20 protein-coding genes and 2 riboswitches are annotated in these 21,316 nt (G+C 46.0%); of the genes, 13 read left to right on the top strand and 7 right to left on the bottom strand.

What is annotated here, in order from left to right:
- Positions 1–67: 67 nt before the first annotated feature.
- Positions 68–1,720: a diguanylate cyclase domain-containing protein gene (locus LQ247_RS18975; RefSeq protein ID WP_023856782.1), complete on the bottom strand. Its 1,653-nt coding sequence runs from the start codon at positions 1,718–1,720 to the stop codon at positions 68–70.
- Between the two features lie 289 nt (positions 1,721–2,009).
- Here LQ247_RS18975 and LQ247_RS18970 point away from each other — a divergent pair, with 289 nt between their 5' ends.
- The 4 genes from LQ247_RS18970 (at position 2,010) to LQ247_RS18955 (ending at position 5,830) form a co-directional block, all read left to right on the top strand.
- Entirely contained in the window at positions 2,010–2,651 is a 642-nt protein-coding gene (locus LQ247_RS18970) for a DedA family protein (protein ID WP_026579816.1), read from the top strand.
- A gap of 272 nt (positions 2,652–2,923) precedes the next feature.
- A complete protein-coding gene (locus LQ247_RS18965; protein WP_020451122.1) occupies positions 2,924–3,691 on the top strand; it encodes a TerC family protein in 768 nt (255 codons plus the stop codon).
- Positions 3,692–3,986: 295 nt separating this feature from the next.
- Entirely contained in the window at positions 3,987–4,745 is a 759-nt protein-coding gene (sigI, locus tag LQ247_RS18960) for an RNA polymerase sigma factor SigI (protein ID WP_023856784.1), read from the top strand.
- Positions 4,742–5,830, top strand: coding sequence for an anti-sigma factor domain-containing protein (locus LQ247_RS18955; RefSeq protein WP_231006418.1), 1,089 nt, complete (start codon positions 4,742–4,744; stop codon positions 5,828–5,830). Before sigI ends, LQ247_RS18955 begins: the two co-directional genes overlap by 4 nt.
- Before the next feature lie 12 nt (positions 5,831–5,842).
- On the opposite strand, the gene LQ247_RS18950 is transcribed toward LQ247_RS18955, so the two are convergent.
- Together LQ247_RS18950 and LQ247_RS18945 are read right to left on the bottom strand one after the other, a co-directional pair.
- Complete coding sequence (locus LQ247_RS18950) at positions 5,843–6,040, bottom strand: alpha/beta-type small acid-soluble spore protein (protein ID WP_020451125.1); 198 nt, start codon at positions 6,038–6,040, stop codon at positions 5,843–5,845.
- A 130-nt stretch (positions 6,041–6,170) separates the two neighbouring features.
- Positions 6,171–6,890: a DUF1836 domain-containing protein gene (locus LQ247_RS18945; protein ID WP_231006475.1), complete on the bottom strand. Its 720-nt coding sequence runs from the start codon at positions 6,888–6,890 to the stop codon at positions 6,171–6,173.
- A 141-nt stretch (positions 6,891–7,031) separates the two neighbouring features.
- Here LQ247_RS18945 and htpX point away from each other — a divergent pair, with 141 nt between their 5' ends.
- The 5 genes from htpX (at position 7,032) to LQ247_RS18920 (ending at position 11,977) form a co-directional block, all read left to right on the top strand.
- Positions 7,032–7,925: a protease HtpX gene (htpX, locus tag LQ247_RS18940; protein WP_020451127.1), complete on the top strand. Its 894-nt coding sequence runs from the start codon at positions 7,032–7,034 to the stop codon at positions 7,923–7,925.
- A 148-nt stretch (positions 7,926–8,073) separates the two neighbouring features.
- On the top strand, positions 8,074–9,423 hold the full coding sequence (locus LQ247_RS18935) for a TrkH family potassium uptake protein (RefSeq protein WP_025811989.1): 1,350 nt from the start codon (positions 8,074–8,076) through the stop codon (positions 9,421–9,423).
- Positions 9,424–9,534: 111 nt separating this feature from the next.
- The gene (locus tag LQ247_RS18930) at positions 9,535–11,535 is read left to right on the top strand and encodes a penicillin-binding transpeptidase domain-containing protein (RefSeq protein WP_020451129.1); all 2,001 of its coding nucleotides are present in this window, start codon (positions 9,535–9,537) and stop codon (positions 11,533–11,535) included.
- Positions 11,536–11,582: 47 nt separating this feature from the next.
- Positions 11,583–11,798, top strand: a complete 216-nt coding sequence (locus LQ247_RS18925; RefSeq protein WP_101560789.1) for a hypothetical protein — start codon at positions 11,583–11,585, stop codon at positions 11,796–11,798.
- Entirely contained in the window at positions 11,795–11,977 is a 183-nt protein-coding gene (locus LQ247_RS18920; protein WP_020451131.1) for a hypothetical protein, read from the top strand. Before LQ247_RS18925 ends, LQ247_RS18920 begins: the two co-directional genes overlap by 4 nt.
- A gap of 262 nt (positions 11,978–12,239) precedes the next feature.
- Here the strand turns inward: LQ247_RS18920 and LQ247_RS18915 are convergent, their stop codons facing one another.
- Positions 12,240–13,265, bottom strand: coding sequence for an acyltransferase family protein (locus LQ247_RS18915; RefSeq protein WP_020451132.1), 1,026 nt, complete (start codon positions 13,263–13,265; stop codon positions 12,240–12,242).
- Positions 13,266–13,574: 309 nt separating this feature from the next.
- On the opposite strand from LQ247_RS18915, the gene LQ247_RS18910 reads away from it, so the two are divergent.
- From LQ247_RS18910 to LQ247_RS18900, 3 genes are all read left to right on the top strand, one after another.
- On the top strand, positions 13,575–15,785 hold the full coding sequence (locus tag LQ247_RS18910; RefSeq protein ID WP_020451133.1) for a PAS domain-containing sensor histidine kinase: 2,211 nt from the start codon (positions 13,575–13,577) through the stop codon (positions 15,783–15,785).
- A 7-nt stretch (positions 15,786–15,792) separates the two neighbouring features.
- On the top strand, positions 15,793–16,290 hold the full coding sequence (locus LQ247_RS18905; RefSeq protein ID WP_020451134.1) for a methylated-DNA--[protein]-cysteine S-methyltransferase: 498 nt from the start codon (positions 15,793–15,795) through the stop codon (positions 16,288–16,290).
- 91 nt (positions 16,291–16,381) lie between these two features.
- A complete protein-coding gene (locus LQ247_RS18900) occupies positions 16,382–16,495 on the top strand; it encodes a hypothetical protein (RefSeq protein ID WP_023857319.1) in 114 nt (37 codons plus the stop codon).
- A gap of 6 nt (positions 16,496–16,501) precedes the next feature.
- Here LQ247_RS18900 and mtnA read toward each other — a convergent pair whose 3' ends face one another.
- From mtnA to LQ247_RS18885, 3 genes are all read right to left on the bottom strand, one after another.
- Positions 16,502–17,563: an S-methyl-5-thioribose-1-phosphate isomerase gene (mtnA, locus tag LQ247_RS18895; protein WP_101560790.1), complete on the bottom strand. Its 1,062-nt coding sequence runs from the start codon at positions 17,561–17,563 to the stop codon at positions 16,502–16,504.
- A 5-nt stretch (positions 17,564–17,568) separates the two neighbouring features.
- The gene (gene mtnK / locus LQ247_RS18890) at positions 17,569–18,765 is read right to left on the bottom strand and encodes an S-methyl-5-thioribose kinase (RefSeq protein WP_101560791.1); all 1,197 of its coding nucleotides are present in this window, start codon (positions 18,763–18,765) and stop codon (positions 17,569–17,571) included.
- An 82-nt stretch (positions 18,766–18,847) separates the two neighbouring features.
- Positions 18,848–18,991: riboswitch (SAM riboswitch) on the bottom strand.
- Positions 18,992–19,074: 83 nt separating this feature from the next.
- Positions 19,075–19,854, bottom strand: a complete 780-nt coding sequence (locus tag LQ247_RS18885; protein WP_105978982.1) for a carbon-nitrogen family hydrolase — start codon at positions 19,852–19,854, stop codon at positions 19,075–19,077.
- A 95-nt stretch (positions 19,855–19,949) separates the two neighbouring features.
- Here LQ247_RS18885 and LQ247_RS18880 point away from each other — a divergent pair, with 95 nt between their 5' ends.
- Positions 19,950–21,140 carry a pyridoxal phosphate-dependent aminotransferase gene (locus tag LQ247_RS18880; RefSeq protein ID WP_224145984.1) on the top strand — a complete coding sequence of 397 codons (1,191 nt, stop codon included), beginning with the start codon at positions 19,950–19,952 and terminating at the stop codon, positions 21,138–21,140.
- Between the two features lie 49 nt (positions 21,141–21,189).
- A riboswitch (SAM riboswitch) is annotated at positions 21,190–21,289 on the top strand.
- Positions 21,290–21,316: the final 27 nt, after the last annotated feature.

Genomic DNA, 21,316 nt, shown 5'->3' with positions numbered 1-21,316 from the left:
AAAAAAAAGCATCCAGGCTTCGGCCCGGATGCTTGCGGCGATACAGTGATTTGCTTGGGGAAAGCGCTTAGTTCGGCTCGGGTTCCTCCTGCAAAGACGGTCTGTTCTTTCTGGCGAGAGAAGAAGAAAAATATTGATATCTGCTTTTGCTTTTGTGCTTCGCGGCGTACATGGCCATGTCGGCTTTTCTCATCAGCTCATCACCGTCTGTTCCATCGGCCGGGGAAACGGCGATTCCGATGCTGACGGATGTTTTGAGACGGTGCTCTTTAATGTGAAAAGGCGTTTCAAACTGACTGATCAATTGCCTGGTCAGCTGATCGGTTCCATGTAAAGGGGCGACAATGATAAATTCGTCACCGCCTAACCGGGCGATGAAGCCTTCATCAGGCACACAATGCGCCAAACGCTGTGCTGCTGCCACCAGCAGCAGATCTCCGACGTCGTGGCCAAGGGCGTCATTAAACACTTTGAAACGGTTTAAATCCAAAAACAATACGGCCGTCCCCGTCTTCTGCCGCTCCAGAGCATTTGCGAGATGGTCGACTGCATACCGTCTGTTTGGCAAATCTGTCAACGCGTCATAGTGAGCCATTCTATGGATTTTGCGTTCTGCTTCACGCTGGTTTGTCATATCTTTACAAATGACATAAATGCTGTCAAGCTGCTTTCTGACGTACACCGGTATCAGCGTCACATTTACATCAAAACGCTTTTCAGCTATTTCGATTTCCGTGTCGCGGTTGAGGGCCTGTTTTTCATTTTGGACCTGAAGAAACCAGTTGAGCAGTCTGTCATGATCCTCCTGTCGAAAAAACGAAGACAGGCGCTCAGGCTCAACTCCCATTTTTTCAAGAAGGCTGTATCCCGATGAATTGGCGGAAAGCATTTTGCCTTCAAGCGAAAACACGTAGATCGGATCAATGTTGTGGTTAATTAAGGACTGGAACCGTTCCTCATTATCTTTGATTTTCTCGATATGAAACAGCAGACGCTTGTCAGTGAAGGCGCCGAAAATCAAGAAGCATTGAAGCATCAGGCTGACAAGTACGATCATAATGCCCAGTTCAATTGCATCGATTCCTTCGCGGCCTGTATCACGGCCGTCAGTCATGAAAAGCGTAGCTGCTGCCATTCCTGTATAGTGCATGCCGGAAATGGCGCCGCCCATTAAAAGCGCGCTTCCGATTTTAATGAACAAGATCCGAAAGGAGCCGGTTTTTTTGGCGAATACCACTGACAGTTTTAAGGCAGCGAAGGAGGCGAAAATGGCGATTGCAAAAGAGGCGGCATAAAGAACGGGATGATAGACGATTGTCATATTCTCCATCGCCTCCATCCCGAGAAAATGCATGGATGCGATCGCACTTCCCATTGCAAGGGAGCCCGCCGCCAGTCTTGCATTCGTCGGTTCTTTTCCATTCACAACATAAAATGAAATGAGCGAGCCTGCGAAAGCGGCAACAATCGAAAGCAAGACGAATCTCAAATCGTATTTCATTTCTTCGGCTGTCTGAAATGACAGCATCCCGATAAAGTGCATAGACCAGATACCAAGCCCCATCGTGAGGGATCCGGCCAAAAGCCATCCGATATTTTTCCTGCCCTTTGTATGGACGACCCGTTCCGATAAATCAAGGGCTGTGTATGCTGCCAAAACCGCAGTGATATAGGATAAAAGAACGAACCATCCATTATATTCACCAAAAACTTCTGTCACTTTCTTCTCCGCCTTTTTGTACTATGATGAAAAATCTGAATTTCTATACTGTATTATGAAAGGCCAGACTGCCGTACTCTTAACCGTTGACATAAAAAAAGCGGCAATAGCGCTACATCCGGTATAATTCGTGAATTATACTATATATAATGAAATTCGCCAATAAAAAATGATATCCTTCTGCTCTTTCTAAGGAGGACTTCCCATTTTGCTCTTCAATTTTCCTGAATTGTGTTAAAATCGTTTTTGTACGTTCTTTGGAACTTGAAATTATCAATCGTCAAAGGTTGTGGTCGATATCGAGGAGTTTATTTTATCATTGGCTGAGGCGTTTAAGAGCCTCTCGTATTTAGGGATTTTTCTGGCGCTGTGCATCGAATTCGTGCCGGCTGAAATCGTTCTGCCGCTTGCCGGCTACTGGGTGTATCAAGGCGATATGTTGCTGATCGGGGTCGTTGCCGCAGGTTCACTGGGAGGTGTCGCAGGTCCGCTGACGCTTTACTGGCTCGGGAGGTACGGGGGGCGGCCGTTTTTGGAGCGCTACGGTAAATACTTCTTCATTAAGCCTGAAGCGCTCGAAAAATCGGACAGGTTTTTTGAAAAGCACGGGGGGTTTGTCGCATTCAGCGGCCGGTTTATACCGGGCATCAGAACGCTGATTTCCATTCCGTGCGGACTCGCTAGAATGAACGTGTGGGTGTTTTGTATTTATACATTCCTTGCGATCACGCCGATTACGTTCGTCTATGTCTATTTAGGCTTTTACCTCGGCGAAAACTGGAGCAAAGTCGGCAGCCTATTGGACGGATACCTTCTTCCGGTCGGCATCGGATTCATCGTTTTGTTCGTTCTTTACCTTTGGGTGAAAGGCAGGCGGAAGAAAGTCAAATCGCAAAGCGTTTCAACTTTTTTAAATAAAAATAAGGATTGACAGCCGGGCGCATATGAGGTTAATATTATCTTATAATTCAATATTTTCTTTTATCCCAAAGGGGAGTAGCGTCCGGATGTTAAAACCGGAAACAAAGTCGTCAGTTCATGGATGTTCATCCATCGGCTTTGTTGGCATGATTTAATCAATGATAACCATGTCTAGCAAGACCTTTGCCTAATGTTGGCAGAGGTCTTTTTTGTTTTCTGAAAATACCCTGCTGCATTAGCGGGAATAAGAGAAAGAGACAATCACTTAGGAGGAATTATAAAATGGATGCAGCATTATTACTTGAATATGGTTGGGTTCTTCTCATCCTAGTCGGGCTGGAAGGTATTTTGGCCGCGGACAATGCCCTCGTCATGGCGGTCATGGTTAAACACTTGCCTGAAAAAGACAGAAAAAAAGCGCTCTTCTACGGGTTGGCCGGCGCGTTTGTGATGAGGTTCGGCGCTTTGTTTGCGATCTCTTTTCTTGTCAACGTCTGGCAGGTGCAGGCGATCGGCGCCGTCTATCTGCTTTACATCTCCATTCACCATATTTTGAAAACCCATGTTTTCAAAAAGGACGAAAAGGTGAAAGAGTCGAAGCAAAGCGGTTTTTGGCCGACGGTTATCAAAGTTGAGCTGGCGGACATCGCGTTTGCCGTCGACTCGATTTTGGCGGCGGTTGCGCTGGCTGTCACACTTCCGGCAACGAACCTGCCGCAAATCGGCGGACTTGACGGCGGACAGTTCATGGTGATTTTAGCCGGTGGGATTATCGGACTGATTATTATGCGTTTTGCTGCAAGTCAATTTGTGAACTTGTTAAAGAAACGTCCGAGCCTGGAAACGGCTGCTTTTCTGATTGTCGGCTGGGTTGGTGTGAAACTGACGCTCTATACGCTCGCACACCCGCAAATCAACATCGTCTCTGAACATTTTATTCATTCAGGTACTTGGAAGTTCATCTTCTGGGCGGTGCTGATCGCCATTGCGCTCGGGGGATGGTTTATGACAAATCCGAACAAACACGAGAATAAAGCTGCAGAGGAGTAAACAGCTTTCGCCAGACTGCCGGTCTTTCACCGGCGGTCTTTTTTGTTTGCCCGCACTAGGAAGCACCGGGGATGATTGCCCTAGTCCAACCGAAATAAGATTTCATTTTATTAACAGGCGTGTTACAAAAACGGCGGGAAAACCCCCTTAATCGTCAAACAGATCACGAATTGTTCTAGGAGATCAAACAAATCATTGTCACAATTGAAAAATTAGAAATGAATACCGCGTTTTCTCCTTTGCGAATCCCTATCAAATTAGCTATCATTAATGAGTAGTATAGGGAGGAACTGAGGTGAAACCAGTGCTTAGCCTTTTGTTTAAGACAGGAAAAAAGAAACAACAATCATTAGAAGAGTCTGTAATAAGCATACAAAAAGGAAATCAGCAGTTGCAAAACGAGCTTATCCATCAGTATAAGCCTTTTGTGGCTAAAACGGTTTCATCCGTGTGCAAACGATATATAGATGAAAAAGATGATGAATTCAGCATCGGCTTGATTGCATTCAATGAAGCCATTGAAAAATATTCTTCAGATAAAGGAAATTCTCTGCTGGCATTTGCAGAGCTGATCATTAAGCGCAAAGTCATTGATTATATCAGAAAAGAAGCGAGAAATGCCCAGAATATCAACATGGACATGCAAGAAGGAGAAGAACAGGAATCCTCTCAAAGCATGATTGAAGCGGAGCTTTCCATTCATGAATTCAACCGCATGCTCGAACAGGAGCAGAGGCGGGAGGAGATTTTCCATTTTAAAGAAAGGCTTAAAAGTTTTGGCCTGTCTTTTTCCGATTTGCTGGAGCATTCCCCGAAACATACGGATGCAAGGCAAAACGCCATCAAAGTGGCATATACGCTAGTCGAACATGAAGAGTTAAAAAAGATCTTGTTTGAAAAAAAGCAGCTTCCCGTCAAACAGCTTGAAAAGCTGGTGGCTGTCAGCAGAAAAACCGTAGAGAGAAACCGCAAATATATCATTGCTATGGCGATCATTATAACGGGCGATTATGTTTACCTTAAAGATTATCTAAAAGGGGTGCTCAATTCATGAGAAGAGGAATTATTGTAGAAAAAAATAAAAAATTCGTCACATTGCTAACCCCTGACGGACAATTTTTAAAAGCAAAGAGCACAGAGGAAGATTATGAAATCGGTCAGGAAATTGCTTTTCCCGCGGAGACGAGAATGTCGAGGAAGCGTGCGGGCTTTTTTGATCTGCTTTCGCTCCGTCCGCTGAAAGCAGGCGTTTTTTCAATCGCGGCGATCATGCTGCTCGCTTTCATGATCATCCCTGATGTTTTAAACAATAAAGCATACGCCTATATGACGATCGATATCAATCCAAGCTTTGAATTGACACTCAACAAAAACTGTGAAGTTATCGATTTGGTGCCGCTGAACGAGGATGGGAAGGACTTAATGAGCAGTATAGAAAATTGGGAAAAGTCTGACTTTAAAGAAGTGATCAGTGAAATTGTCGAAGACAGCGATAAGAGCGGTTATGTCACCGAATCAAAAGAAGTGCTTATCGCCACCGTATATGAAAACAATGAAGATGACACATATAAGGCGACGGTAAAAAGCGAAATCGATCATGTAGCGAAAAAATACGAGCAGCAGAACTATAAGATGGAAGCGGTGGAATCAGACCTGGATACGCGTGCAAAAGCACAAAAAGAAGGCATCTCAACAGGCCGTTATATCCGTTCCCACAAAGATGAATTAGAAGACAAAAACAAAGATGATGACAATGAAGATAACAAAGATGATCAAAATCAGGGAGAAGACACAGGAGAAAAAGAGAAAGCTGTGAAAGAAGAAGATCAGCCGGAACAACATATGGATGATGAAGAATCAGATACGGAAGATCATCCGGACGGCGAAAAACCTTCAGATCAAGATCACTCTCAATCTGATCAAGAAATAGAAAAAGAAAAGGAGTCAAAATCCCCTAATACCGAAAACCCTCAAGAACATAACCATAATGACAAAGACGGTCAGCAGTCGGAGGAAGGAACGCAGAGAAGCGGTTCCGGCACAAATCAAGAGAGCCCTAAAACTCCTTACCAAAAGGAGAAAAAACCTTCTGACCAAACAAATCAACAAGAATATCCGCCGAGCGGGCCCGGCGAATAAACCATAGGGTATTTATTTGTCAGTATGCCCATTCATTTGAGCTTGTGCCTGCTGTACAAGTCGTTTTGTCATTTCCCCGCCTACAGACCCGTTTGAGCGAGCGACCGAGTCCGAGCCGAGCTGGACGCCGAACTCCTGGGCGATTTCATATTTGAACTGGTCTAAAACCTGCTCCGCCCCGGGAACGACGAGTTTATTCGTTCTTGCCATGATTCTCAACTCCTTTTTCAATTGGTACTGCTTGTTTAGTTTGAAATGGACTGAGGCTTTTTATGCTGGCAATTGTTGAAGGTGTAAAAAAACGCCTGGCTTAATAGCCAGGCGCACCGGTCAGCGGCGATTACTTCATATCATATTTTAAGAAGACGCTGTCAATCATGGAATGGGCGGTCGCCTGTATGTACGAAGCGATAACGGATAGCACAGTGACAGCGGTGATATCTCTCGCTTTGTTCCATTCGGGATCGGCCAGATCTTGATAAAAACCGCGGAGCTGTCCAGTCTGCTCGATGACGATTTTTTCGAGCGCCGATTCATTCAGCGTATAGTCTTTGATCCGGTACACATAATCGAGAACCCGCGCATACCCTTCATAAAAGCGCAGCGGACTCACCACATCATCTGAGCGGTCTGTAATCGTATTAAAAACCGTTGTTAAGATTGGACGGATCGTTTCGAAGTCATAAACCGATTTTAAGTCTCGTACAATGAGAAGGATGACGGCTTGGTCGATGGAATATTTTTTGCCCAGTTCCGGATGTCCCATCAGATCTTTTATATCGCGTTTGATCCAGTTTTGGATGGCTGTCGATTTTAAGGATGTCAGTTCGCACAAATTTCCAAGTTCAACAATTTCATTTGTGGAAAGCCCGTGTTCCGTTTTTGGCTTTTTTCGTTCGTACCGGACAATGAATTCGGGGATGTCCAAATTGTCTTCCGGCTCATCGGGCGCCAAATCGGCCGATCTCAAAAGAATCGCAAGCGGACTGACATCCAGCTGCCCTTTTAAAGCGTACATCAGTTTGGCCATTTCCAGGCGAGTCAGTTTAAAAGGTTTCATCATTCCACCTCATTATGTATTAAAATGAAATAGCAAACAATATAAACATTATCTTACGTCTTATCACTTGCATTTTCAATTCTATGCCGTATAATTTTATTATACGAGTTCATTTGATCTTATTATAACATGGAGGTAATCATGGGAAAAAGAATCTTTCTCTTTCTTTTATCGAACATTTTAGTTATTACGACGATCGGTATTGTGCTGTCCATTATCGGTTCGCTGACAGGCGTAGGCACGTATTTCACGGCTGGCGGCGGCATCGATATTGTTGCGCTTCTCGTATTCAGTGCGGTTGTCGGCTTTGTCGGCTCCTTTATGTCGCTTTTGATGTCAAGATGGATGGCGAAAATGGCGATGGGCGTTCAGGTGCTGAATCCTGATAAGCAAACGCTCAGCTACGAAGAGCAGCAGCTCGTTGACCGGGTATATAAGCTGTCCCGCGCTGCCGGACTGACAAAGATGCCTGAAGTCGGCATCTACAATTCACGCGAAGTGAATGCCTTTGCGACCGGGCCGTCCAAAAACCGCTCGCTTGTCGCTGTATCGACGGGTCTTCTTCAGGAAATGGATGACGACGCAGTGGAAGGCGTTCTTGCTCACGAAGTCGCGCATATTGCAAACGGCGATATGGTGACGATGACGCTCCTTCAGGGAATCGTCAACACGTTTGTTGTTTTCTTCGCCCGGATTGCGGCATGGGCTGTTTCACGCGTTGTCCGTGAAGAGCTGGCGCCGATCGTTCACTTTATCGCGGTCATCGTATTCCAAATCGTGTTTTCCATTCTCGGAAGCCTTGTCGTGTTTGCGTACTCCCGCCACCGCGAATATCATGCGGATAGAGGAGGAGCGGACCTTGCAGGCAAGGATAAGATGATTCACGCGCTCCGCTCGCTTGAGCAGTACACTTCAAGAGTCAAAGAAGAGCAGGCATCTGTTGCCACTTTGAAAATCAACGGGAAAAAGCACACATCGCTTTTCTCAACACACCCTGATTTAAGCGACAGAATCCGCCGTCTGGAAGCAAAATAATCAATATGCAAACCCCCTTTTTCAAGGGGGTTTGCTTTTTAAATTTAAAAATCGAAAATCGGCTGTACATAAGAGCATGTTTCCTTTAAAATGGAACACGTTATACACAAGAAGCGCAACTTTTGAATATTGAAAAGAAGGAACGATTATGAAGGTTTTATTGAAAAAACTACTGCGCGTGCTGTCTCCTGTACAGCTGATCGCGCTCTATTATTTTTTGGCGGTGACGGTTTCCGTTATATTATTAAGTCTGCCCGTTGCACACAAGAATGATGTGGAATGGTCATTTATCGATGCCCTTTTTACTGCGGTGAGCGCAGTGAGCGTAACCGGTTTGACGGTTGTTGATACAGCTGATACATTCAGCACGGCCGGAATATGGATTTTGGCGTTTGTTCTGCAGTTTGGCGGGATCGGTGTGATGGCGCTCGGAACATTCGTCTGGCTGATTTTCGGCAAGCGGATCGGTTTGAAAGAGCGCCGGCTGATTATGACCGATCAAAATCAATCCAACTTATCGGGCCTTGTCAAGCTGATGAAGCACGTGCTCGGCTTGATCCTGCTGATCGAACTGTTTGGCGGGCTGATTCTCGGCACTTACTTTTTAAAGTATTTTGATACACCCGGGGAAGCCTTTATACACGGATTTTTTACGAGTATCAGCGCAACGACCAATGCGGGTTTTGATATTACCGGCAACTCGCTGATTCCGTTTCAGCACGATTATTTTGTCCAGTTTATCGTCATCATGCTGTTGATTTTGGGTGCGATCGGCTTCCCGGTGCTGATTGAGGTAAAGGATTTTCTGCTCAGCAAAGAGCGCAAATTCACTTTCAGCCTGTTTACCAAACTGACATCAGTCACTTTTTTCCTTTTAGTGATTGGAGGCGCGATCGGCATATTCGCCACGGAAGCGCGCTTTGCCTTTTCAGGAAAATCGTGGCACGAAGTCATATTCTATTCGCTGTTCCAGTCGACGACGACCAGGAGCGGCGGACTCGCGACGATCGACATCAGCCAATTCACGCATACGACCATTTTGTTTATGTGCATGCTCATGTTCATCGGCGCTTCGCCAAGCTCTGTCGGCGGGGGCATCCGGACAACGACCTTTGCCTTAAACCTGTTGGCGCTGTATCACTTCGCGCGGGGAAATAAATCGGTGAAGATTTTCAAACGTGAACTGCACCAGGCGGACTTAATGAAGTCATTGATTGTGACGCTGATGGCGGTTATTCTCGTTTTCGGCTCGACACTCATTTTGACAATGACGGAAAAACATTCTTTGCTTGAACTGCTGTTTGAAGTGTGTTCCGCCTTCGGTACGACCGGCTTGTCGATGGGCATTACTTCAGATTTGAGCACGATCGGCAAAAGTGTCATCATCCTTCTGATGTTCATCGGCCGAATCGGCATTGTCACGCTGCTTTATTTATTCGGCAGAAAAGAAATCGAAGCGAACTACCATTATCCAAAGGAAAGAATAATTATCGGATAAGAAAGACAGTTTAGTTAAACTGTCTTTTTTTATGATCATAAAGTCGGTCGCTGTATTTATTTGTATGATATAATGCTTAAATGGCGGATTGAAAAAAAGGGGGAAGCAACGATGAAAATGAGAGTCATCCATTTGTTTATAGCCGCCGGATTTCTATTGCTCGCCGGAGCCTGTTCTAACGAGCCGACAGCAAAAGAAAGCATGGATCAATATGTAAACAAATGGAACGATCAAAAATTTGAAGAAATGTATGAACAGCTGTCGGCTGAAGCGCAAAAATCGATTTCAAAAGACGATTTCATCAAGCGCAATCAATCCATTTATGAACAGATCGGAGTTTCCGATTTGAAGGTTTCAGCCGTCGATAACGATGAAGATGAAAAAAATAAAGAGAAAAAAGATGCAGTGACAATACCGTATAAAGTCAGCATGAATACATTGGCCGGCCCCGTTTCTTTTGAAGGGAAGGCAAAGCTTGTCAAAGAAAAAAAAGACGGTGACACGTCATGGAAAGTCAACTGGAACCCATCCTTTATTTTTTCACAGCTGAAGGAAGGGGAGACCATCCGGATTACCGCCAAGGAACCAGCGAGAGGCATCATTTATGACAGAAACGGAAAGAAACTCGCTACGAATGCGACAGTGCCTGAAATCGGCGTCGTTCCGGGGCAGCTCGGAGATGATAAAGATGGTGTCATCAAAAAGCTCGCGAACATGCTTGACATGGAAAAAGAAGACATCGAAAAACAGCTGTCCGCAAGCTGGGTGACGGACGAATCATTCGTTCCCTTGAAAAAAGTGAAGCCTGGTAGCACAGAGCTTCTTAAAAAAGCGACCTCTCTTCCCGGGGTTTTGAAACAAGACACGCAATCAAGATACTATCCTTACGGTGAAAAAGCCGCACATCTTACCGGTTACATACGGCCGATTACCGAAGAGGAATTAAAGCAGAATAAAGAAGGCTACAGCGAGCATTCACTGCTCGGAATCGTCGGTCTCGAACACATTTATGAAAAAGAACTCAGAGGAGAAATCGGCTGGACGATTTCGATTCCTGAATCAAACGCGACGGTTGCCTCAAAGGATGCAAAAGACGGAAAAGACATCCATACCACGATCGATATCAACAAACAGGAAGAACTGTACAACCAGTTAAAAGATGACTCCGGTGCTGCCGTTGCGTTAGAGCCGCAGACTGGAGAAACGTTGGCGCTTGTCAGCGCGCCTTCATACGATCCGAACGGGTTTTTGTTTGGCTGGAAAAAAGGAGAATGGGAAAAACTCAACAAAGATGCGTCTGCGCCATTCACCTCTAAATTTAATAAAACCTATGCTCCGGGTTCAACGATCAAACCGATCACGGCTTCAATCGGTCTGAAAAATGACGCGATCAAAGCGGATGAACCTAAGAAGATCGAAGGGAAGGAATGGCAGAAAGATTCGTCATGGGGCGGATATAAAGTCACACGGGTTTCCGATCGATTAAGCGATGTCAACCTGGAAAACGCGCTGATCACTTCCGACAACATTTATTTCGCGCAGACCGCCCTTGACACAGGGAAGGATCAATTTGTCGAAGGCCTGAAATCATTCGGCTTCGAGGAAAAACTTGATTATGAATTCCCGACGAAGTCTTCCTCCATATCAAACGAAGGAATCGACTCGGATATTCTCCTTGCCGATTCAGGATACGGACAGGGGCAAATGCTGATGTCGCCGATACACCTCGCGGCAAGCTATACGCCTTTCTTGAACGATGGTAATCTGATCAAGCCGCACCTGATCAAAAAGGACGGCGAAGAGAAAGAAATATGGCATAAAAACGTACTGCCCACAGGCGGAGCAGAAGCGATTACAAAAGGATTGAAAGGCGTTGTAGAAGACCCTCGCGGCTCGGCTTACAAGCCGGTTGTCAAAGGGCTCACGATCGCAGGGAAAACGGGAACGGCCGAGCTGAAAACGAAGAAAGACGAAAAAGGTAAAGAAAACGGCTGGTTCACCGCTTATGATTACAAAAACAAAAACCTTTTAATCACGATGATGATCGAGGATGTGTCAGATCGCGGCGGCAGCTCATATGTCGTCAATAAAGTGAAAAAAGTGTTTAAATAAGCACCCTTCAGGGTGCTTATTTTTTTGCCGAAAACTGGATGTGTGGAATGTACGGAAACGGAAAGGATATGGATGAAACGACAAAAGAAAGGAATGTCACCATGAAAAGAAAAGTTGCCAGAAATGAAGCGGCTCTTAACAATAAAACGCCTGCTGAAAGCATGCATGATCATCAATACATGACCCAATATGATGCCGAAAACGGAGACAGGGGCGCCAACCGCAACTCGAAACAAGGGAAGCAGGGAGAATCACGCCAATGAAAAAACATCAAAAAAGCAAGGATATGCAAAACCATAAAAAACCGATGAATCCAGATGTGCTTCAAGAGGAATTTTCAAACGAACTGGGCGATGTCAACGCCTTTAAATTGATTGATGTGATCGAGAACAATAAAAAGAAGAACAAAAAGGCGGACGGACAGCAGCGGGATAAAGATTAAAACTGCGGATCAAACGAGAAAGGTGCAAATCGGAAACGATTTGCACCTTCCAGCGTGTCGCCAAACCCTCGCATTCGTTGTCAGGCCTGCGCGTCGGTGCTCACGAATTCTAACATTCGCTCCGCTCCGATGCTCGGCCTTCCTAGACTGCAAGGGTTTTCAATCACGCTGATGGGATGAAAAAATCGCAAAACAAAAAAGCTGTTTTGCGATTTTTTCAACAATCTGAAAGGTCCAAATCGGAAACGATTTGGACCTTCATTTATTTTAAATAAGGGTTATATCCGTTGTCTTTTTTCAACATCCTCATTAAATTCGTCATTTTCAATTCGATGAATGGCTGGGCGACCGTTTTCACAAATCCGCTTGATAAGCAGAAAGTTAAAATCGCCGTGGCGATGATTAATAGTGTCAGACTTTGATAATCGGCAAGCCATTCTTCCGCTCCCGTTTTTCTGAACGACTTGATGATAAAGCCGTGCAGCAGATAGACATAAAATGTGCGCGTTCCCCACAGGGTAAAGAAATACCGCCTTTCAGGCACAAGCGCCATGAACGCGAAGGTTGAAGCGAACGTGATGACGAGGAGCGCTACTCGGTTTAACCCGCTTTTTATCCCGACATCGCCGAATTCCGAATAGGGTTTGGACCCGAACAGCCAGGAGTAATCGAAGTCTACAAAAAAGTAGAAAACGAACGTTGCTGCTAAAACGGCTAGAGCGGCCTGCTTGCCTTTCCAGCCTCTCAGTATTTTAAAATGGTCTTTTTGCAAATAATAGCCCGCCAAAAAGACCGGGAAGAAAACAAACGTGCGGGACAGGCTGAGCGTGTTGCTGATCAAGTCGATATATCCGACAAGAACGGCGATCGCAAAGCTTGCGGCAAACGCCCATTTCGCCGGCAGTTTTGTGAATGGAAACAACAGGATATTCCAAAAGAACAGGCTCAGCAAAAACCAAAGCGACCATTGCGGTTCAATCGGATTTGCGGCCGTTAAGCTTTGATCATCGATAAAGGAATAAAACAGCGTATAGATTCCCTGGAAAATCAAATAAGGAACAATCAGCTTCCAGGCGATTTTTTTGACATAGCCGGGGCGGTTGAACCCTTTTGCAAAATAGCCTGATATGAGAATAAAAGCAGGCATATGAAACGTGTAAATAAATTTATAAATATGAAGCAGAGCATCATTATCATGAATATAGGACCTGATTATATGTCCGAATACGACGAGAAAAATTAATAGGAATTTTGCATTGTCGAAATAGCTGTCGCGCGAAGTCGCCATAACATCACCCTTTCACAAACATTTTCAGGAGACGCCGGTGCGGGAAGCGTCTGAACCCCGGAACATTCTTTCCGGAATGACGTCTTCCACCAGTCTGGCCTCATTTTAAAATTTTAAAATAGAAAGCATGTGTTTTCCTATGCATTAAGTCTTATTGTTAGGTCGATGTAATTGAACAGTAAGGAACTTTTATATCGTCATCTTCCTGTAAAATAGGCGGAAAGGTTGTAAAAGTTCGAAACAAATGAAGGAAGATTTTCCGGTTTGTAGAATAATTGGAGGACAGGTTTTCAAGAAGGAGTGTAATAAATGGAGGAAACTCTTGATTTGAATGAATCCTTAAATCTGCAAAACCAGCTGAACAGACTGAAGAAAGAGAACGCCAAGCTGAAAGCGGATTTGTATCAGTATGAGCTGCTGTTTAACGGGACGCTGGACGCTATTTTTATATTGGATAAACAGATGAACATCATCCAGGCGAATGATGCCGCCTGCAAAATTCTGCAAAGCCAAAAAAAGAATTTGCTGGACCGGTCGGCGCTCGACTTCCTGCACGCCGTCCCGCCGGATGAACTGAACCAGAGCATTCAACGCTTTTTGGAGCGGGGATATGCGAAAAAAGAAGTGGCCATCAGGCTTGACAACGGATCTGTCAAATATATCGAGTTTACTGCAAGCAAAGGAATCGGTGAAGACTGCTATTTTGTCGTCATGAGAGACATTTCATCGAAAAAAATATTGGAGCGGGAGCGCACCATTAATGAAAAGCTGTTTAAAGATTTGTTTCACCGCGCGGTTGAAGGAATCGTCATCTTTGATAAACAAGGCTGTTTCATCGATGCGAACCATTCGTTTTGCCAGAGCTTCGAAATTGAAAAAACAGAGCTTTCAAAACTGAAGCTGTCTCAATTCGTATCCCCTGAAAACAAGGGGCGGCTCGATAAAATCTGGAATGCTCTTTTCAGAAGAGGGAAAGCAAAAGGGGAGCTTCCTGTCCGGCTCAGATCAGGAGAAGACCGGCTGTTTGAGCTTACGATAACCTCGAACATTTTAAACGGCTTTTACATGTCGATTATGAGGGATATTACCGAGAAGCGCTCGATGGAAAAACAGCTGTTTAAAAGCGAAGAACGCTTTAGAGAAGTCTTTGAAAATGCGATGGATGCCATTATACTGATGAATAACGACGGCCGCATCGTCAAAGCGAACCAGTCGGCCTGCAAAATCTTCGAACTGCCGATGGAACAGCTTCTCAACAAGAAGATGACCGATTTTATTGATCAAACCGATCAGAGGTACCATGCCATTCAAAAGCAGTATGATCAAAAAGGGGAAATCCGGGCGGAACTGCTGTTTCGTATGGCAAACGGACAATATAAAGAGCTTGAGTTCACGTCAAAACGGATCATGTTCGACAGCCAGGACCTAACCATTTTAAGAAATGTCAGCGACAGAAAACGAATGGAACAAGAATTGCGGGAAAGCGAATTGAAGTTCAGAAAAGTATTCAACGGATCAATGGACGGAATCGTTCTTTTCAACAACCAGTACGACATTATCGATGCGAACCCCCTTGCCGGAAAAATTCTCAGCACCCCTCTTGAACAGCTGAAAACGTCCAATCTACTTGATGTCATCTCCGGCTATCATATAGAAAATGCAGCTTCTCCCGCTAAAACGATTTCCTTAGAAGAAATGGACAATGACATCCCATTCCTGCTGAGCGACCAAAAACGGATTCTTGAATTTTCATTTAAAAGAAATATCATTCAAAATATGAACTTGGCGATGCTCAGAGACGTGACAGAACGAAAAGAGCTTGAAGAGCGGCTCCGCAAGTCTGATACCCTTCACGTCGTCGGCGAACTCGCAGCCGGAATTGCCCATGAAATCCGCAACCCGATGACGGCGTTAAAAGGATTTATCCAGCTGCTGAAAGGCAGCATCCAAAATGAGGATCACGCGCTTTACTTTAATGTCATCACATCAGAACTCAAAAGGATTGAATCGATTATTACGGAGTTTCTCATCCTTGCAAAACCGCAGGCGATTATGTATGAAGAAAAAAATATCGTCAAAATCATGCAGGACACAATGGATTTGCTGCACGCTCAGGCAAACCTTGACAACGTTCAGATGCATCTGAAGTGCGAAGGCGGCATTCCGCTGATTTATTGCGAGCCGAATCAGCTGAAACAGGTATTTATCAACATTTTGAAAAATGCGATTGAAGTGATGCCTGACGGAGGCAACGTATATGTGTCGATCAAACCGAAAGGAGACGACCATATCATTATCTCGCTTGCTGACGAAGGAATCGGCATGACAGAAGACAAATTGAAGAGGCTCGGCGAACCTTTTTACACGACAAAAGAACGGGGCACTGGACTCGGGCTCATGGTCAGTTATAAAATTATTGAAGAGCATAATGGAAAAATCGAAGTTGAAAGTGAAGAAGGGAGAGGCACGACATTCCATCTGACTCTCCCGATCAGACAGCATCATGAGGAGGAGGCTTAACCGCATCGTGGGCTTTTATATTGAAATGACCTCGCCTTTTGGACAAGCTTACATTGTCGAGGAAAATCACCACATTACACATTTGCTATTTGAAAAAGATGAACTAAAACAGCTCCAGCAAGACGGCTTGGAGCTTCGCCGGACCGAAACGGAATTGTTGAAGGAGGCAAAGCGCCAGCTCGAAGAATATTTCAGGGGGGAGCGGAAGACGTTCACCCTTCCTCTCCGCCAGGATGGAACCCCGTTTCAGAAAAAAGTGTGGGAGGCGCTGCAGTTGATCCCGTACGGTGAATCACGGAGCTATTTAGATATCGCGTGCGCCGTCGGGAATCCGAAAGCGGTTCGCGCAATCGGCCAGGCCAATAAAAGAAATGCGCTGCCGATTTTGATCCCGTGCCACCGTGTCATCGGCAAAAATCGTTCTTTAACGGGGTACTCCGGAAATGAAACGGATAAAAAAGCGGTGCTGCTCGACATCGAAAATATTGCATATAAGGGAAAATAATATACGAGCACGCCGTTTCTTTTTTTCGTCAGCGACATATAATTTTATTAAGTTAAAAATGTTGGTCTTGGTAAAAAAGGAGGACGAATAAGTGAAAACGAACCGCCCGAACAAAATAGCAGGATACGCGGAATTGTTCGTCAAGCTGCACGTGTTGACCGAAGAGCAGAAGAAAGACATCATCAAATCGATTAAAATCCGCTAAAGCGGCCTAAGTAAGGGCTTCAGCGGAAAACAGCGCTTCAATTTCTTCTTCAAACCTGTCTGTGATAATCCCTTTTTCCGTAATGATGCCTGAGATTAAATCGTGCGGCGTGATATCAAAAGCAGGGTTGAACACTGGCACCTCTTGCGGAGCTATTTGCGTCCCGTTTATCAGCCTGACTTCATCCGGATCGCGTTCTTCAATCGGAATGTCGTCGCCGCATGAAATCGAAACATCAAAAGTTGACAGGGGAGCGGCGATAAAAAACGGGATTTGAAAGGCTTTGGCGAGGATTGCCAAGCCGTATGTTCCGATTTTATTGGCTGTATCTCCGTTTCTCGCGATCCTGTCCGCTCCGACAATGACGGCTGAAATGTTTTTTTCTTTCATCGTATGGGCAGCCATGCTGTCTGTAATCAGCGTCACGTCAATTCCCCCCTGCATAAGCTCCCACGCCGTCAGGCGCGCCCCTTGCAGGACAGGCCTCGTTTCACAGGCATAAATATGAAGGTCGAGGTCCTTTGTTTTGGCAAGATAAAACGGGGAAAGGGCCGTACCGTACCTGCTTGTCGCAATCGAGCCGGCGTTGCAGATGGTCATGATGCTGTCACCCGATTTGAACAAATGCAGTGCATTCTGTCCGATTTGCCGGCACGTTTCTTCGTCTTCAACCTGGATCTGAATGGCTTCATGGATCAGATTTGTTTTTGCTTCATTGACCGATTTTGCGTCCTCCGCACTTTTTACCAGCCGATTGAGAGCCCAGGATAAATTGACGGCTGTCGGCCTTGCCTGATTGAGTTCATCTTTGATTTTTCCGAGTTCCACCAGAAACGCGGAAACGTCAGATGTATTGATGCTTTGTGCGCAAAGGGCGAGTCCGAAGGCGGCTGTAATGCCGATGGCAGGTGCCCCCCTCACTTTCAGCGTTTGAATCGCATCATAGACGTCTTCTTTTGTTGTGAGGTGCAGGTATTCCGTCTTTTCGGGAAGCTTTTGCTGGTTCAGAATTTTTACCGATGCTTCTTCCCATTCGACAGAGCGGGGCACCGCAAATTGTTCAGGCATGTCATTCACTCCTTAAGCGCGTTCCGAAACGCTTCAATCAAGTCTTTTGGCGTCCGGAAACCGCTGCGTTTTTCTATGAATGCTGCGCCTATTTTAAGGGCGAGCTTTTTTTGGCTGATTCTCCGGGAAAACGGAACGATTGTTTCAAGGTCCGCCACATGGGCAAGGCCGATCGTCCGGCGGATCATTTCGCAGCCGGCAAAGCCTGCTGCGTCTTCAAACGCCTGTTTCAGAACTGATTCAAGGCGTCCTTTCTCATTTTTGCAAGCGTCAAGAGCATCGTTTTCCCATGCTTCGCTGAATATCCGGCTGAACGTATGCCAGACGGTCTCGACATGGCGGTATAAAGGAGCCCGCCTGTTTTCTTCGCGGGAAAGCGCGTGCAGCAGCAGGTTGGCGATAAACTGTCCAATGTCAAACCCGATCGGGCCGAAAAACGCAAATTCAGGGTCGATGATTTTCGTTTCGGCTTCTTCACTTGCGAAAATGCTGCCTGTATGAAGGTCGCCGTGGATCAGCGTTTCCTCTGCAGACAAAAAGCGCTGTTTCAGTTTTGCCGCTTCAATTTTTAATGCTTCATTGCGCCAAAGATCTTCCGCTTCATCGCGAAGCTCTTCTTCGAAATCGTTTGTCTCATGATCAAAGAAAGGGTCTGTGAACACAAGGCTTTCTGTAATATCGCACAGATCCGGATTCGTAAACTGCTTCACAAGCCGCCCTTTAACTGTTGGGTCAAGTGCATATTCAGACGAGTAAAAATGTGTTTTTCCAAGGAATTCTCCGATGTCTTCCGACAGGTGGGGATAATCCTTCCCGTCAATCAGTCCTTTTCTGGCGATTTCCAAGTGAGAAAGGTCTTCCAATACGGTAACGGCAAGCTCGGTGTCAGAATAGTAAACGTTCGGGACAAGGTGCGGGACATGCTCGGCTTGGCGGATCAGCGCACTGCTTTCGATTCTCGCCCTGTCAAGCGACAGCGGCCAGCTTTCGCCGACGACTTTCGCATAAGGCACCGCCTGTTTGATGATCAGCCCTTTTTGCTGCTCTTTGTCATACACGCGGAAGACCAAATTCAAGTTTCCGTCCCCGATCTCCCGGCATGTCAGGGTGCTTTTGCTTGGAAAAAGCCCGAGGCGGACGGCCAGCGCGGCCGCGGAGCTTTCGGTCAAAGTTTCGTATGCTGCGGTTTTCGTTACGGTCATGTGTGATTCCCCCTAAATGTCGTTAACAATAAAAAAGCCTCTTTCTCATCGAGAGAAAGAGGCTGATTTGTCGCGTTCGCCTCTCTTATCTCTCAGAATTCAAAGTCTGATGGAATTAGCACCGTGCCCTAGCGGCGCAGAATTTCGCGCCCCATTTCACAATGGTATTACGGTCGGTTGCTGTTGGGGTCATTAGGCCAGTCCTTCACCCAACTCTCGATAAGAGAAATCAATATAAAATTTTGAAATTTCAGTTCGGTCAGTTGCTGAAAATGTTACCAGCATCTCAGTTTTCTTGTCAACACTTTTTTAATATAAATCTCTGCGAATGTCCTCAAAAACCGGAATTTGCCCCCGCGCTTTTTCAATGTCCCCGAGGTTGATTTCGGTCCTGATGACGGCTTCACCGCTCCCTGCTTCAGCGAGGGTGCGGCCGAGCGGATCAATGATGATGCTGTGGCCCGCAAATTCGTTTGCGGGGTCACTTCCCGCTCGGTTGCAGGCTGCGACAAAGCACTGATTTTCAATCGCTCTGGCTTTTAAAAGGCTTTGCCAGTGATCGAGGCGGGCGAGCGGCCATTCCGCCGATACAAAGATGATGCCCGCACCTTCCTTCGTATGTTTTCTGATCCATTCCGGGAAACGGATGTCGTAGCAGATAAACCCCGCAGCCGGGATCCCTTCAAGCTCGAAGCTCCCGTCGCCTGAGCCCGCTGACAAATAGAGGTGTTCGTCCATCAGCTGGAAAAGGTGAGCTTTGCTGTATTCTTTGATCAAATGTCCGTTTTTGTCTGCGATGTACATGATATTGTACACACCGCTTTTTTTCTTAACGGCGACAGAGCCGCATATGATATGGACACGGTTTGTTTTTGCCGTTTCCTGCAGCCATCTCTTCGTTTGCCTGCCTTCTTCATCTGCGATGGAGCCGAGATTTTTTAAATCATAACCCGTCGTCCACAGCTCGGGAAGGAGAAGAACATCCGCTTTTCGGCTTTCCTGTTCGATCAGCTGCTCCGCTTTTTTAAAATTTTCAGAAGGATTGCCGTATGCGATATCGAATTGCAGACATGAAATTGTCAGCTTCAATCTGGATCACCTCATTTTTTTCTTTACATTTTACATTTAACAATATATGATGATGGACTATCATTTCAAGAATTTTTCAAAAGCGGGTGAATCATATGAAATTTGAGCTTTCAGATGTGCTGAAACAGCTGCCTGAGCAGTTTTTCGCTTCCTTGGTGAAAAAGGTGAATGAAAAAATCGCCGCCGGCCATGATGTGATTAATCTCGGCCAGGGGAATCCCGATCAGCCGACACCTGATCACATCGTTGATACAATGGCGCAAGCCGTTCGCAACCCTGAAAACCATCAGTATTCCTCCTTTCGCGGCAGCCGTTCACTCAAGGAGGCGGCAGCCGCGTTCTATCGAAGGGAATACGGCGTAGAGCTCGATCCCGAACGCGAAGTCGCTGTATTGTTCGGCGGAAAAGCCGGTCTTGTCGAGCTTCCGCAATGTTTGTTAAATCCGGGGGATGCCGTGCTCGTTCCCGATCCCGGCTATCCCGACTACTGGTCGGGCGTTGAGCTGGCAAGAGCGAACATGGAAACGATGCCGCTTACAGCGGGCAATCAGTTTCTGCCTGACTACAGCCGGATTCCGAAGGAAGTGAAAGAAAATGCGAAGCTCATGTATTTAAATTATCCAAACAATCCAACCGGTGCCCAAGCCACGCCTGTTTTTTTCGAAGAGACTGTCCGGTTTGCCAAGTCGAACGGAATTTGCGTCGTCCACGATTTTGCCTACGGTGCGATCGGCTACGACGGCAAGAGGCCTGTCAGCTTTCTCGAAACGGAGGGGGCAAAAGACACAGGAATCGAAATTTACACGCTTTCCAAAACGTATAATATGGCTGGATGGCGGGTCGGGTTTGCAGTTGGCAACGCCTCTGTGATCGAAGCGCTGAACCTTTATCAGGACCATATGTATGTCAGCCTTTTTAAAGCGGTCCAAGACGCCGCGGCAGCCGCGCTTCTATCAGACCAAGCGTGTGTCAAAGAGCAAAATGAGCGCTACGAAAAAAGGCGGGATGTATGGATTCGTGCGGTCCGCGAAATCGGTTGGCACGCGGATGCTCCGCAAGGTTCTTTTTTCGCCTGGATGCCTGTCCCTGACGGGTATACATCTGAGGCTTTTTCCGATCTGCTTCTCGAAAAAGCGAATGTCGTCACAGCGCCCGGCATCGGCTTCGGCAAATACGGAGAAGGCTATGTGAGAGTCGGCCTCTTGACAAGCGAAGAGCGGCTCCGGGAAGCGGCTTCGCGCATTGCCAAGCTGAATATATTCAAAAAGACCGGCCACAGTCATTGACAATCGGGAAAAACGATGGGATAATTCAAAATAATTTATAAAATCAATATTCTTATCAAGAGCAGGCAGAGGGACAAGCCCGATGAAGCCCGGCAACCGACTTTTTAAGCACGGTGCTAATTCTTGCAGCTGACGCTGAGAGATAAGGATTCGAACCTGAAATGCGAAACCTCTTT

It is taken from the genome of Bacillus sp. BS3(2021) (genome assembly GCF_021043345.1).
GTDB lineage: Bacteria > Bacillota > Bacilli > Bacillales > Bacillaceae > Bacillus > Bacillus paralicheniformis.
This window is presented reverse-complemented; position numbering and strand designations above follow the sequence as displayed.

Coding starts and splice junctions, on each gene's coding strand:
- LQ247_RS18925 (WP_101560789.1), top strand. CDS start 11,583: ATGTACGGAAACGGAAAGGATATGGATGAAACGACAAAAGAAAGGAAT.
- LQ247_RS18935 (WP_025811989.1), top strand. CDS start 8,074: ATGAAGGTTTTATTGAAAAAACTACTGCGCGTGCTGTCTCCTGTACAG.
- LQ247_RS18915 (WP_020451132.1), bottom strand. CDS start 13,265: ATGGCGACTTCGCGCGACAGCTATTTCGACAATGCAAAATTCCTATTA.
- LQ247_RS18910 (WP_020451133.1), top strand. CDS start 13,575: ATGGAGGAAACTCTTGATTTGAATGAATCCTTAAATCTGCAAAACCAG.
- LQ247_RS18945 (WP_231006475.1), bottom strand. CDS start 6,890: ATGAAACCTTTTAAACTGACTCGCCTGGAAATGGCCAAACTGATGTAC.
- LQ247_RS18965 (WP_020451122.1), top strand. CDS start 2,924: ATGGATGCAGCATTATTACTTGAATATGGTTGGGTTCTTCTCATCCTA.
- LQ247_RS18955 (WP_231006418.1), top strand. CDS start 4,742: ATGAGAAGAGGAATTATTGTAGAAAAAAATAAAAAATTCGTCACATTG.
- mtnA (WP_101560790.1), bottom strand. CDS start 17,563: ATGCCTGAACAATTTGCGGTGCCCCGCTCTGTCGAATGGGAAGAAGCA.
- htpX (WP_020451127.1), top strand. CDS start 7,032: ATGGGAAAAAGAATCTTTCTCTTTCTTTTATCGAACATTTTAGTTATT.
- mtnK (WP_101560791.1), bottom strand. CDS start 18,765: ATGACCGTAACGAAAACCGCAGCATACGAAACTTTGACCGAAAGCTCC.
- LQ247_RS18930 (WP_020451129.1), top strand. CDS start 9,535: ATGAAAATGAGAGTCATCCATTTGTTTATAGCCGCCGGATTTCTATTG.
- LQ247_RS18920 (WP_020451131.1), top strand. CDS start 11,795: ATGAAAAAACATCAAAAAAGCAAGGATATGCAAAACCATAAAAAACCG.
- LQ247_RS18950 (WP_020451125.1), bottom strand. CDS start 6,040: ATGGCAAGAACGAATAAACTCGTCGTTCCCGGGGCGGAGCAGGTTTTA.
- LQ247_RS18880 (WP_224145984.1), top strand. CDS start 19,950: ATGAAATTTGAGCTTTCAGATGTGCTGAAACAGCTGCCTGAGCAGTTT.